15 protein-coding genes are annotated in these 13393 nt (G+C 46.2%); 8 read left to right on the forward strand and 7 right to left on the reverse strand.

Annotated features, from left to right (window positions below; all coding sequences use genetic code 11):
- Positions 1–99: 99 nt before the first annotated feature.
- The 3 genes from D2V93_RS10485 to D2V93_RS10495 all read right to left on the reverse strand — a co-directional run bounded on the left by D2V93_RS10485 (position 100) and on the right by D2V93_RS10495 (position 3907).
- Positions 100–2130: a M3 family metallopeptidase gene (locus tag D2V93_RS10485; protein ID WP_119619466.1), complete on the reverse strand. Its 2031-nt coding sequence runs from the start codon at positions 2128–2130 to the stop codon at positions 100–102.
- Between the two features lie 67 nt (positions 2131–2197).
- A complete protein-coding gene (gene purE / locus D2V93_RS10490; protein ID WP_119619467.1) occupies positions 2198–2689 on the reverse strand; it encodes a 5-(carboxyamino)imidazole ribonucleotide mutase in 492 nt (163 codons plus the stop codon).
- Between the two features lie 54 nt (positions 2690–2743).
- On the reverse strand, positions 2744–3907 hold the full coding sequence (locus tag D2V93_RS10495; protein ID WP_119619468.1) for a 5-(carboxyamino)imidazole ribonucleotide synthase: 1164 nt from the start codon (positions 3905–3907) through the stop codon (positions 2744–2746).
- A gap of 118 nt (positions 3908–4025) precedes the next feature.
- On the opposite strand from D2V93_RS10495, the gene D2V93_RS10500 reads away from it, so the two are divergent.
- From D2V93_RS10500 to D2V93_RS10525, 6 genes are all read left to right on the forward strand, one after another.
- Positions 4026–5132: an adenylate kinase gene (locus tag D2V93_RS10500; RefSeq protein WP_119619598.1), complete on the forward strand. Its 1107-nt coding sequence runs from the start codon at positions 4026–4028 to the stop codon at positions 5130–5132.
- 57 nt (positions 5133–5189) lie between these two features.
- Positions 5190–6191 (forward strand): GTPase ObgE, encoded by a 1002-nt coding sequence (gene obgE / locus D2V93_RS10505; protein WP_119619469.1) that lies wholly within the window; start codon positions 5190–5192, stop codon positions 6189–6191.
- A 65-nt stretch (positions 6192–6256) separates the two neighbouring features.
- Positions 6257–6778, forward strand: a complete 522-nt coding sequence (locus tag D2V93_RS10510; RefSeq protein WP_119619470.1) for a DUF4136 domain-containing protein — start codon at positions 6257–6259, stop codon at positions 6776–6778.
- A gap of 215 nt (positions 6779–6993) precedes the next feature.
- On the forward strand, positions 6994–7203 hold the full coding sequence (locus D2V93_RS10515) for a hypothetical protein (protein WP_119619471.1): 210 nt from the start codon (positions 6994–6996) through the stop codon (positions 7201–7203).
- A gap of 59 nt (positions 7204–7262) precedes the next feature.
- Complete coding sequence (locus D2V93_RS10520) at positions 7263–8321, forward strand: sensor histidine kinase (RefSeq protein WP_119619472.1); 1059 nt, start codon at positions 7263–7265, stop codon at positions 8319–8321.
- Positions 8318–9043, forward strand: coding sequence for a LytR/AlgR family response regulator transcription factor (locus D2V93_RS10525; RefSeq protein ID WP_119619473.1), 726 nt, complete (start codon positions 8318–8320; stop codon positions 9041–9043). The genes D2V93_RS10520 and D2V93_RS10525 overlap by 4 nt, the downstream gene beginning before the upstream one ends.
- 117 nt (positions 9044–9160) lie before the next feature.
- Here D2V93_RS10525 and D2V93_RS10530 read toward each other — a convergent pair whose 3' ends face one another.
- The 3 genes from D2V93_RS10530 to D2V93_RS10540 form a co-directional block, all read right to left on the reverse strand.
- Positions 9161–9538: a DoxX family membrane protein gene (locus D2V93_RS10530; RefSeq protein WP_072881190.1), complete on the reverse strand. Its 378-nt coding sequence runs from the start codon at positions 9536–9538 to the stop codon at positions 9161–9163.
- 94 nt (positions 9539–9632) lie between these two features.
- Positions 9633–10418, reverse strand: a complete 786-nt coding sequence (locus tag D2V93_RS10535; protein ID WP_119619474.1) for an SDR family oxidoreductase — start codon at positions 10416–10418, stop codon at positions 9633–9635.
- A gap of 2 nt (positions 10419–10420) precedes the next feature.
- The gene (locus D2V93_RS10540) at positions 10421–10732 is read right to left on the reverse strand and encodes a cupin domain-containing protein (RefSeq protein ID WP_072881194.1); all 312 of its coding nucleotides are present in this window, start codon (positions 10730–10732) and stop codon (positions 10421–10423) included.
- 95 nt (positions 10733–10827) lie between these two features.
- Here D2V93_RS10540 and D2V93_RS10545 point away from each other — a divergent pair, with 95 nt between their 5' ends.
- Positions 10828–12186, forward strand: a complete 1359-nt coding sequence (locus D2V93_RS10545; protein ID WP_119619475.1) for a UDP-N-acetylmuramate--L-alanine ligase — start codon at positions 10828–10830, stop codon at positions 12184–12186.
- 2 nt (positions 12187–12188) lie between these two features.
- Here D2V93_RS10545 and D2V93_RS10550 read toward each other — a convergent pair whose 3' ends face one another.
- On the reverse strand, positions 12189–12641 hold the full coding sequence (locus D2V93_RS10550) for a DUF1569 domain-containing protein (protein ID WP_119619476.1): 453 nt from the start codon (positions 12639–12641) through the stop codon (positions 12189–12191).
- 53 nt (positions 12642–12694) lie between these two features.
- Between D2V93_RS10550 and radC the strand changes: the two genes are divergently transcribed.
- Complete coding sequence (gene radC, locus D2V93_RS10555; protein ID WP_119619477.1) at positions 12695–13393, forward strand: RadC family protein; 699 nt, start codon at positions 12695–12697, stop codon at positions 13391–13393.

Genomic DNA, 13393 nt, shown 5'->3' on the forward strand with positions numbered 1-13393 from the left:
TAGCAAAAATAGTGGTTTTTATGCAGCAAAGGATGGCCAGGAAAAAGTTGTGTCCCAATTTTGGCCCAAAACCATCAAACTGTTGCACATCCACTACGTTCAACTGGCTTTTTTGATGAGTCCGGCCCTTTCCAAGAGCGCATCGATATTGGGTTCGGCTCCCCTGAAACGTTTGTAGAGTTCCATCGGGTTCTCCGTTCCTCCTTTGGAGAGCACATTCTCCTTGAACTTATCAGCGACCGTTTTGTTGAAAACACCATTCTCCTTAAAATAGGCGAAGGCATCTGCATCCAGCACCTCGGCCCATTTATAACTGTAATATCCAGAGGAATAGCCGCCTTGGAAAATATGGGAAAACGATGTGCTCATACAGGTTTGTGGGGTGTCGGGGAACAAATCCGTACCTTCAAACGCCTTGGCCTCATATGTCTTTACATCTTTGATGTCTGCAGGGTCGTTGCTGTGCCATGCCATGTCCAAAAAACCAAAGCTCAACTGGCGCACCGTGGCCATTCCCTCCTGAAAGGTGGCGGATTCCTTTATTTTTTCCACCAATTCCATGGGGATCAACTCGCCGGTCTCATAGTGAAAGGCGAAAAGTTCCAAGGCCTCTTTCTCGTAACACCAATTTTCCATGATCTGACTGGGCAGTTCCACAAAATCCCAATACACTGAAGTGCCCGAAAGGCTAGGGTAGGTGGTGTTGGCCAACATGCCATGGAGCCCGTGCCCGAATTCATGGAAAAGAGTGGTCACCTCATTGAAGGTGAGCAGCGAGGGTTTGGACTTGGTCGGTTTGGTGAAATTGCAGACGTTGGAAATGTGGGGCCTATTGTTCTTTCCGTTCAAGGTGTACTGGGATTTGAACGAGGTCATCCAGGCACCGCCTCGTTTGCCGGGTCTGGGATGGAAATCGGCGTAGAAGAGGGAAATGAAGTTGTTGGCGTCGTCATACACTTCATACGTCTTTACCTCCGGATGGTATTTTTCAATGGTCTGGACCTCTTTGAATGTAAGTCCGAACAGTTTTTCGGCCACTTTAAAGACACCGTTGATTACATTTTCCAGCTTGAAATAGGGTTTCAGTTTCTCATCATCCAAATTGAAGAGCTTTTGTTTCAACTTTTCGGAATAGAAGGCGCTGTCCCATTTTTCCAATCGGTCGATTTGGTCCAGTTCTTTGGCGAATGCCTCCAATTCCCCGAATTCCCTTTCTGCGGCAGGTTTTGCCTTTTCAAGCAGCTCGTTCAGAAAATCCATCACTTTTTCAGGGGTCTCTGCCATGCGCTCTTCCAGAACGAAATGGGCATGGGTGGCATAGCCCAGAAGGTTGGCACGTTCGTGGCGCAATGAAACTATTTTTAGAATATTTTCTTGGTTGTCCAGTTCATCTCCATGAAAACCCTTACTGCCAAACGCAATGGAAAGCTCTTTGCGAAGTTCCCTGTTCTCCGCATATTTCATGAAGGGGATATAGCTGGGGTAATCCAACGTGATCAGCCAGCCATCTTTTCTTTTGGATTCGGCCAATTGCGCAGCGGCCTCTTTTTCACCTTCAGGCAGACCTTTGAGGTCATCCTCGTGGGTGAGGTGCAGTTCATACCTATTGGTCTCGGCCAAAACATTTTCCCCAAACTTCAATTTCAGTTTGGAAAGTTCGGCATCGATTTCCCGTAACCTCTTTTTGTCCGAATCGTTCAAATTGGCCCCGTTCCTGCTAAAACTTTTATACTTTTTTTCCAAAAGGGTTTCTTGTTCGGCAGTAAGCTTCAAAGTGTCTTTTTGGTCATAAACCGCCTTGATGCGTTCAAAAAGGCCTTGGTTAAGGGTAATGTCATTGCTGAATTCGGACAATAATGGGGAAATCTCTTGGGCTATCTTTTGGATGTCCTCATTGGTCTCCGCAGAATTCAAATTGAAAAACACACTGGAAATGCGGTCCAACTGTTGCCCTGCAAAATCCAAGGCCTCCAAGGTATTTTGGAAAGTGGGAGCATCTGGGTTTTCCACGATATCGTCGATTTCTTTTTTGGCATCATCAATAGCCTGAAGAAAAGCTGGTTTGAAGTGCTCGTTTTTTATTTTGGAAAAGGGAGCTTGGTCAAAAGGCTCCAATAGTGGGTTGTTCATGGGTAAATCGGTAATAGTATGTGATAACCTGAGCTTTACAAAGTAAAGTGGTTTTGTTTAGGACGGATTACTTCGTTTTTCTAACCTCTTCCGCTCCTTTGATGACTTTTTCCTTCAGCCCTTCTTTATAGGATTGGATCTTGTTGAGGATCTCCGCATCGGAACTGCCTATGATCTGTGCGGCCAAGATGCCTGCATTCTTGGCGCCGTTCAACGCTACGGTGGCCACAGGCACCCCGCCGGGCATTTGGAGTATGGAGAGGACAGAATCCCAACCATCTATGGAATTGCTGCTCTTTACGGGCACGCCTATCACGGGCAATGGGGACAATGAAGCCACCATTCCGGGTAGGTGGGCAGCGCCTCCGGCCCCGGCAATGATCACCGAGTATCCGTTTGTATGGGCATTTTTGCCAAAATCGAACAGTTTTTCGGGGGTGCGGTGGGCGGAAACAATGTCCACATAAACAGTGATCCCAAATTCTTTCAATATATCGATGGCATCTTGCATAACGGGAAGGTCGCTGGTGCTTCCCATGATCACGGCTACTTTTTTCATAAAATTCCAAACTATAAATTCCAAAAGCCAATTGGTCTGGCATTTGTAATTTGATTATTGTGATTTGTTTGTTGTTACCTTGATGGTTTCCTTTACTTCTTGGGCCACTTGTCTGGCTCTGGCCATATCCTCATCCACAATGGTGACGTGTCCCATTTTCCGGAAAGGTCTTGTCTCTCTTTTTCCATAAATGTGTGGGGTCACGCCCTCCATTTTCAAGATATCGGCCATATTCTCATAGACCACATCGCCCGTATGTCCTTCGGCCCCTACCAAGTTGACCATGATTCCGGCCACTTTGCTGTCGGTTTTTCCCAAGGGAAGCCCCAAAATGGCACGAATGTGTTGTTCAAACTGGTTGGTATAGCTGGCTTCAATGCTATAGTGTCCACTGTTATGGGGTCTGGGTGCCACTTCGTTTACCAAGATCTCATCGTCCTGGGTCTGGAACATTTCCACAGCAAGTAGGCCAATATGTTTCATCTGTTCCGAAACCTTCAAAGCAATTTCCTGCGCCTTTTGGGCAACGGTCTCATCGATTCGGGCGGGACAGATCACATATTCCACTTGGTTGGCCTCGGGGTGGAATTCCATCTCCACCACTGGGTAGGTCTTCACCTCACCTTTGGTGTTCCTTGCCACGATAACGGCCAGTTCGTTTTTGAAACCGATCATTTTTTCTGCAATACACTCCACATTGGGCAGGCCCTGGAGGTCTTCCAGTTTTCGTACCACCTTCACGCCCTGGCCATCATAACCAAACTGGGCACTTTTCCACACAAAGGGCAGTTGTAGGCCCCCGTTGTGAATGCTGTCCTCGATTTCCGAAGTATAGGCAAAACGGGTAAACGGCGCCGTAGGGATGCCATGGTCCGTGTAAAAAAGCTTCTGTGTAGCCTTGTTCTGTATGGTCCTCAGGGTTTTGGTAGGGGGGTAGACCCTGATACCCTCGTGTTCCAGTTTTTCAAGGGCGTCCAGGTTTACGTTCTCGATTTCGATGGTGAGCACGTCCACGTCCTTTCCAAAATGGTAAACGGCGTCAAAATCCATCAAATCGCCCAACACAAATTCGTTGGAGGCTATTTTGCAAGGAGCTTCGGGCGAGGCGTCCATCACCTTCGTGCGGATGTCCCATTTGCGGGTCTCGTAGAGCATCATTTTGCCCAATTGACCGCCTCCCAAGATCCCCAGTTTAAAATCGGATGAAAAAAATTGCATTGATCAGCGAATTGGAATGAAAGCAAAAATACATGAATTCCTTGAAGGGATAAAAGATAGGTGGACATACCACCCCAAAAATACTATCTTTGCCAACCTGACTTATAATTGCACAACATTGATCAAGCTTCACGACAAGTATTTTAAGCCCTATTTAAAGGAAGAGGAAATCCTTGCCGCCATCAGGAAAATGGCCGAAGATATTGCCAAAGACTACAAGGACGAGACACCTCTTTTTGTAGGTGTACTGAATGGAGCCTTTATGTTCGTTTCCGATTTTTTGAAGGCCTACCAGAATCCCTGTGAGGTTTCTTTTGTACGGTTGAGCTCTTACCAAGGGTTGACTTCCACGGGAATCGTGGAGACCTTGCTGGATGCCCCGGAAGAAATCGAGGGCAAGAGCGTGATCATTTTGGAGGATGTGGTGGACACGGGCCGCACCTTGAAACAGTTGGTGCACCTGTTTTCCCATACCAATGTGAAGGAATTTAAGATAGCGGCCCTTTTTTACAAGGCCGAAGTATATAATGGTGAGTATGCCATCGACTATGTGGGTCTGGAGATCCCCGACAATTTTATTGTGGGATATGGATTGGACTACAATGAGTTGGGCAGAAACCTTAGGGAAGTTTACCAATTAAACCAATCAGATATGATCAACCTAGTGCTTTTTGGAAAGCCAGGAGCTGGAAAAGGGACCCAAGCGGGGTTTTTGAAGGAAAAGTATAACCTGAAACACATATCCACAGGGGATGTGTTCCGATACAATATTAAAAATGGCACCGATCTGGGCATGTTGGCCAAGTCCTTCATCGATAAGGGCGATTTGGTGCCGGACGAAGTAACGATAGACATGCTGAAGGCCGAGGTGGAGAAAAGTCCGGATGCCGCAGGGTTCATTTTTGATGGTTTTCCCCGTACGGCTGCCCAAGCAGAGGCACTGGACAACTTTTTGGAATCCAAGAACATGAAGGTGAACGCTACCATTGCCCTGGATGCCGATGATGACGAATTGGAGAAAAGGATATTGGAAAGGGGCAAAACCAGTGGAAGGACCGATGATCAGGATCCAGGGAAAATCCGCAACCGATTTGCCAACTACCAAAAAGAAACTGCCCCGCTAAAGGCCTACTACGAAAAACAGGGCAAGTTCCATTCCGTGAACGGGATAGGCAACATAGACGATATTACAGGGCGACTGAGCAAGATAATTGATACCTTGTAATAAAGAAGGGGTCGTTTTAAAGAGGCTTTTTTTGACAAGCAATACAATACCAAGAGCATGACCGAGGGCAATTTTGTGGATTATGTAAAAGTGTACGTCACCTCCGGAAAAGGGGGCAAGGGCTCTGCGCATTTGCACCGCGAAAAGTATGTGGCCAAAGGAGGTCCCGATGGAGGTGATGGGGGCCGTGGTGGCCATGTCATCATCAAAGGGAACAAAAACCTATGGACCTTGGTCCATTTCAAGTTCAAAAAGCATTTTAAGGCAGAACATGGGGAGCACGGCAGTAAAAACCGTAGCACTGGGGCCGATGGGTCCGATGTGTATCTGGAAGTGCCCTTAGGCACTGTGGTCAGGGACACGGAGACCAACGAGGTATTGTTCGAGATTACCGAGGACCAAGAGGAAAAGATTGTTTTGGAAGGAGGAATGGGAGGCCGCGGCAACTGGCATTTCAAGAGTCCCACCAACCAGACACCGCGATATGCACAACCCGGAATGCCCGGGCAAGAGGCCAATATCACTCTGGAACTCAAAGTGTTGGCAGATGTTGGTCTGGTGGGTTTTCCCAATGCGGGAAAATCGACACTACTTTCTGTGATGACATCAGCAAAGCCCAAGATCGCCGATTATGAGTTCACCACCCTCAAACCCAATCTGGGCATCGTGGAATACAGGGACTTTAGAAGCTTTGTCATGGCAGATATTCCGGGAATCATTGAAGGTGCGGCCGAAGGCAAGGGGTTGGGACACTATTTCTTGCGCCATATAGAACGGAATGCCACCTTACTTTTCCTGATTCCCGCCGATAGCAAGGACATTAGTCAGGAATACGCCATTCTTTTGGATGAATTGCGAAGGTACAATCCGGAGTTGTTGGATAAAAAACGTTTGGTAGCCATTTCCAAATGTGATATGCTGGATGCTGAGCTCATCGAAGAAATGAAAGAGGACATGAAGGAGGATTTCAAGGATGTTCCCTATCTCTTCATCTCATCGGTAAGTGGCTTGGGCATACAAGAACTCAAGGATAGGCTTTGGGTGTTTTTGAACGAATAAAGCTTTTACTTCCATACTCATAATCAATATATTGATTATTTTTAGGAAATCCAGAAACGACCGTTATGCGCAATACTTTGATCGTGGTTTTCAGTTTGTTGTTGGCGTCCTGTTCTTCCGTACGGGTAAGTTATGATTACGACAAGGAAGTCGATTTTTCTGGCTACACCACCTACAATTATTTTCCTGAGATGAATTCTGGATTGAGCCAGTTGGATGAAAGACGGCTCGTCCGTATTTTGGATTCTACCCTTCAATCTAGGGGATACCGCTTGGCCGAGGAGCCTGAAATCTTTGTGAACATAATAAGCAACGAATACCAGGCAGCCCCCAAAAATTCTGTGGGAGTAGGTCTTGGTGGGGGCGGAAGAAATGTTGGTGGAGGGATATCCGTGGGATTGCCCCTGGGCAGCCCAAGCGTCCAACGTAGTATCCAGTTCGATTTTGTTGATGCCCAAAGGGACGCCCTCTTCTGGCAGGCCACTGCGGAAAGCGGATATCGGGAAAATGCATCGCCCAGTGAAAGGGAGCACAGGCTCGAAGTAATGGTTAAAAAAGTGTTCTCCAAGTTTCCGCCGAAGAACTAGTACGGTTTTCCAAATCTTTAATATAAAAACCGGAATTCATTACCGTTCAGGTGATCCATATGACCATTGGTCATAAACCCATTTGGTGCCAAGCCATCTTCCATTACTTTAGCCATGCGTAATATAAAAGCAAACCACCATGATAGCACTGGCAAAATTGATCATCACCCTTTTGGTTAGCATTCTTCTTTAGTCCAACTGTAAAATCCGATAAGATGAAAAAATTCAATACATCCCAAAAAGTGGTTCTGACCATGGGAATTTTAGGAGGGATCATAGGTGTTTATGGTAGGTTCACCGACTGGGAATATGCGGATTATTTTCCATTCTTTTATACCGGCATGACCATGGTCTGGATAGTCTTTTTGCCTTCCAGTAAAACGTGCTGTGGTCTTTTCAAAAGAAAGAGCGCGCAAGAATCATAGCGGCATTGGACAAATTTCAAGGAAACAATGGATTATATTTGGCGGAATAGCCAAGTGATATGGAATTAAGCAAAAAAAGGAGAAACCAGATTTTTTGGATCTTGCAATTTTTGGGTTGGGGCTTTATCAATTCCATAGCGGCCTTTGTACCGAAGGGCATCAGCATGGAATTGACCATCTATTCCGTGGTTGTTGGCACTTTCATTGGGATTCTACCCACTTCCATATTGAGATGGTACTTAAAAAGAAATGTGCATCTTGATTCCTTTGGACCAAAGGATATTCTAAAGATTCTTGCTTCCTTGACATTGACGGCCTTGGTGTTTGGGCTGCTGAACATGTTCTTTGGATTCCTATATGGAAAATTTGGCCCTGCACTGACCGAGAACGAGATCCACATGTTCAAGAGCTACAACAATTTTTGGATCCAAGTGGTAAATTCCTTGTTCTTGGTAGGGGCTTGGATGGTCACCTATTTGGTCATTACCTTATTGCTCAAGTTGAATCAGGATAGGATAGAACGCTTGGAACTGAACACGAATTTGAAGCAGGCGCAACTGAACACCTTGAAGGGGCAGATCAACCCACATTTTATGTTCAACAGCTTGAACAACATACGCGGTCTTATGCTGGAAGATGTGGAAAAATCCAGGGAAATGCTCACAAAGCTGTCGGAAATCTTGCGGTACTCATTGACCAAGAACAACACCAACGATATTGCGGTAAGGGAGGAACTGGAAGTGGTGGACAATTATATCGATCTCTCCAAGATCCAATTTGAGGACAGATTGGAATTTGTCAAAAAAGTGGATGCGGATACCCTCGACCTCAGAATTCCGCCCATGGTGATCCAATTGCTGGTGGAGAATGCCGCCAAGCATGGAATCGCCAATCTGAAAAATGGGGGTAGGATCCTTTTGAAAATCCTCCAAAAAGAAGATCATTTGCTCATAGAGGTAAGGAACACGGGACAACTGAACATATCCAAAGATTCCACACAATTGGGGTTGAAGAACATAAAACAACGCCTAAAATTGTTATATGGCGACCGGGCATCATTTACATTGGAAGAAGTGACCGATGAAGTAGTGGCCCAAATAAGCATTCCACTCACATGAATATCAGGGCAGTCATAGTAGAAGATTCCAGATTGGCACGCAATGAGCTCAAAGAGCTCTTGAAAAAGTACGATGACATAACGCTTGTGGGAGAAGCGGAGAACGTAGATGATGGCTATGCGTTGATACAGGCCGAAAATCCCGACCTCTTGTTCCTGGACATCAATATGCCCGAGAAAGACGGTTTTGAGCTTCTTGAGATGTTGGACGAGGTGCCCATGACCATTTTTACCACGGCCTTTGATGAATATGCCATCAAATCGTTTGAATACAACGCCCTCGACTATCTGCTCAAGCCCGTGAACGAAAAGCGTTTTGCAATGGCACTGGAAAAAGTTAGGGGTAAGATGGAAACATCGAAACGGGACAGTGACAAGGCAAAGAAACTTACGGAGAGCAGCCAAATATTCATCAAGGATGGGGAGTCTTGCTGGTTGGTAAAGATCGGGGACATTTCGTTGTTCGAGATTGTCGGCAACTATACTAGGGTGTTTTTTGAAGACAAAAAACCGCTGCTGTACAAATCGCTCAACCAAGTGGAGGAAAAACTCCCAGAGGACACTTTTTTTAGGGCCAATCGACAACAGATTGTCAATACCAATTACATCGAAAGCGTGGTCCCTTGGTTCAATGGGAAGTTGAAACTCACCTTAAGGAACGGGGAAGAGGTGGAAGTGTCCCGAAGACAATCCTATATCTTTAAAGATCGAATGAGTTTATAATAAGGTAGAAGACTGCAGTTTGGATTTTGTCAGGTTGAGCGCAGTCGAAACCTCTTGATTGTCAGCAACCAATAAATTCCCGACTGCGCTCGAATTGACAGAAAGTCTTTTATATTGCTATGCGCGTAACAAATCCTTGTATCGATCCTTGTAGCCGACCAAAACAACAATGTTCAATATCAACAATGCAAGGGCAGGCGGTATGCCTTCGGGTGAAAGAGTAACATGAAAAAGTACGGCACAGACCGAAACACTCATCAAAATGAGGGCCATCAGTGCACCATATTTGTTGAAGATCAAGGCAAGTCCTGACAGTACTTCGACCACGGCCACCAATTTTAAGGTGTAGGTCGATGAAAGTGCTCCAAAATAATTCATGACCGCATCCGGCATTTCACCGCCGGCTGGCAGAAAGTTCAAGAACTTGTTCAGTCCGAAGACCAGGACAAATAGTCCCAAAAGTATACGGACCACCAAAAAAACTTTTGAATTCATAGAGTTGGATTTTATGGTTTATCCAATAAATGTATTCAAAAAATAAATATATGTTAATTTTTTTGGATTATATTTTTATTTATAATAAAAATGATTATAGAGATTTCAATAATCCTCCATCAATGGGTATGTTGGTCCCGGTAATAAAAGCCGCTTGGTCCGAAGCCAAAAAAGTGACCAAAAAACCATATTCTTCGGGTTTTCCTATCCGCTTCATGGGAACTTGCTCTTCCATGTTGGAGCGCACTTCATCGGGCGAAATGCCCAGATTCTCCGCTTTTTTCATGTTGAGTTGGGCAATGCGGTCCGTATCAAAATAACCCGTCAAGGTGCTGTTTATAGTAATCCCGTCCTTGGCCACATCATAGGCCAAGCTTTTTGCCCAGGTCACCACGGCCGCCCTTATGGAATTGGAGAGCGCCAAATAGTTCAGTGGTTCCTTGACTGAAATGGAGGCCACGTTGATGATCCTTCCCCATTTGTTCTGTTGCATGTGTTTCAATGCAAGTTCCGTAGTGAAAACCACGGATTTGAACAACAGGTCAAAGGCCTCTTGGTAGTCCCCGACCTTCTTTTCCAAGGCGCCACCGGCTTGTGGACCTTGGGTATTGTTCACCAAAATATCGATGGTATGGTGTTCAAAAAATGCCGAAATGCTGGTTTTGAACGCTTCAAAATCGGAGAAATCGACCACCAGATATTGATGTTGCTGCCCTTGTGAGGTATCCATTTCCTTTACGATGGCCTTCATGCGTTCCTCGCTCCGTGCCATAAGCGTTACACTGGCCCCGCTGGAGGCCAACTGTCTGGCTATGGCCTCGCCAATTCCTTTGCTGCTCCCGCCCACTAGGGCAGTCTTTCCTTTGAGTGAAATGTTCATGGCTATCTGTATTCTTCGCGGACTGGACTGAAAATGTCCATCAATTTGCAAGGCGTGATGGCTTTTCCACTATGTGGTACATGGGAAGGGATGATCACCACATCCCCTGGGCCATAGGTGTCTGTTTTTCCGTCAAGGGTAAATTCAAAAGTTCCTTCCACCACGTGCATGATCTGTTCGTGCATATGGCTATGCTCTGGCACTGCGGCATTTTTTTCCACATCCCAGAACACCCAGCTCATCTGCTCCCCGTGGACCAATTTTCCATGGTAGCCGGGCATGATTTCCTTTGATTTTAGTTCAGATAGGTTCATCGTGACAAATTTTTGGCAAGATAGAAATTAATAAGATGGTTTCTTTGTTTGTATTGGTAGGTCCAATGGCTATTTTTGGACCATAAATCGTATTGATGCACATACACTTTATAGCCATCGGAGGCAGTGCCATGCACAATCTGGCACTGGCATTGCAGGAACAGGGGCATGAAATAACAGGGAGTGACGATGTCATTTTTGAACCATCCAAGAGCAGATTGCAGGCCAATGGCCTTTTGCCGGAAGATTTTGGTTGGTTCCCCGAAAAAATCCACGGCGGTCTGGATGCCGTCATCTTGGGCATGCATGCCAAGGCCGATAACCCAGAACTGTTGAAGGCCCAAGAGTTAGGGTTGAAGCTATATTCCTATCCCGAATTTCTCTACGAACACTCCAAGCACAAAACTCGAGTGGTCATTGGAGGGAGCCATGGCAAGACCACCATTACATCCATGATTTTGCATGTGCTCAGATACCATGACATTGAGGTGGACTATATGGTGGGGGCCCAACTGGACGGCTTTGATAAAATGGTGCATCTTACCGAGGAAAACGATTTTATGGTTTTGGAAGGGGATGAATATCTTTCATCGCCAACGGACAGAAGGCCCAAGTTCCATTTGTATAGGCCCAACATTGCCCTGTTGAGCGGCATTGCATGGGATCATATCAACGTTTTCCCCACTTTTGAGAATTACGTGGACCAGTTCCGCATTTTTGTGGACAGCATTGTAAAAGGTGGGAGCATTACCTACAATTCGGAAGATCCCGAAGTGAGCAAAATAGTGGAGACCACAGAAAATCCCATACGAAAGTTCCCCTACAGCACGCCTTCGTACCGGGTAGAAGACGGGAAGACCTTGCTGGATACGCCAGATGGCGAAATGCCGCTTGAAATTTTTGGAAGGCATAATTTAGGCAATTTGGCCGGTGCCAAATGGATCTGTCAGCAAATGGGAGTGGACGAAATGGATTTTTATGAGGCCATGGCCACCTTTAAAGGTGCGGCCAAGCGTCTGGAAAAACTGGTAGAAGGAAAGGATAGGGTGGCGTTCAAGGATTTTGCCCATGCCCCGAGCAAGGTCAGTGCCACCACAAAAGCGGTGAAGGAGCAATATCCCCAACACCGGTTGATCGCCTGTTTGGAGCTACACACCTACAGCAGTCTGAACCCTGAATTCCTGAAGCAATACCGAGGGGCCTTGGATGCTGCGGACACAGCGGTGGTCTTTTATTCCCCGGAATCGGTGAAGGTGAAAGGTTTGCAGGAAGTGACCAGGGAGCAGATCATGGAGGCCCTGAATCGGACGGATGCCCAAATTTTCACGGATTCCTTGGCCTTTCAGGACTACCTATTCGCCCAGAATTTTAAGGACACCACTTTGTTGTTTATGAGTTCCGGGAACTATGGGGGCATCGATTTTGAAAAATTGGGGACTATCTTTTTGAAATAGGTCTAAACACCGAACTGCCTCAAATGGTGGTCCAGGTGCTTGTACTGCATCTGTCCCCATTGATCATAGGTGAAAGAACCAAAAACCGGATGTGGGTCCCACACTTTCTTGTCCTTTTGCTGATGGAAATCCTCGATTAGCTTGATCAATTTTTTCTTTTCGGTTGAAAAATCCTTGTCATCCGCAACCTTGAGGTCCTTGGCCGTGGGCAAGTTGTGTCGCCAGGGCTTGTCATCATACATACTTTTTTTGAAACTTTTCATGAGGAGTTTCATCAGGGGATTCACTTTTTTAAAGTTGCCATGATCTCCAAGGGCAATCTTGAGCGGAAACTGGCAATGGCACAGCATTTGGCCCACGGTCATTTTGCCCCAAAGGCCATGGGAAGATTCGGTCAGCTGATTTGTCCTCGCAAGAATTTCAGTATGGACTTCTGTGTTGAACAATGATTTCATCTATGGGCGTTTATCTTGAAAATTACATAAAATTAATCTCCTATCTTTAGACCATGCAAGAAAAACTAGCTTCTTTTTCCATTAAGAATTGGGCCGATGATGACAAGCCAAGGGAAAAATTGGTGCAGAAGGGCTGTTTTGTTTTGTCGGATGCCGAACTGATCGCCATTCTGATAGGTTCCGGGAGCCGTGATGAAAGTGCCGTGGAGCTCTCCAAACGCATTTTGGCCTCAGTGGACCACAACCTCAATGAACTGGGCAAACTTTCCGTCAACCAATTGATGAGGTTCAAGGGCATTGGTGAAGCAAAAGCAGTTAGCATAGCTGCGGCACTCGAGATGGGTCGTCGAAGGAGAATGGAGGATACCAAGAAGATCACGACCATAACCAGCAGCAAGGATGCCTTTGAGTTGTTGTACCCATTGATAGGGGAGCTGCCGCACGAAGAGTTCTGGATCTTGTACCTGAACAACTCCAACAAGGTCATCCATAAATCGCAGTTGAGTAAGGGAGGCATCACCGGTACTTTGGTGGATGTGCGGTTGGTGATGAAACAGGCGTTGGAACTTGGGGCCGTGGGCATCATTTTGGCGCATAATCATCCATCCGGCACGCTCAAACCCAGTTTGGCGGACAAACAGATCACGGAAAAGCTTAAAAAGGCATCGGAAGCGCTGGATATAAAGATCTTGGACCACTTGATCGTGGCCCATCACCAATACCTGAGCTTTGCGGATAAAGGAATCTTATAA

Origin of the sequence: Flagellimonas taeanensis, assembly GCF_003584105.1 — a bacterium.
GTDB classification, from domain to species: domain Bacteria; phylum Bacteroidota; class Bacteroidia; order Flavobacteriales; family Flavobacteriaceae; genus Flagellimonas; species Flagellimonas taeanensis.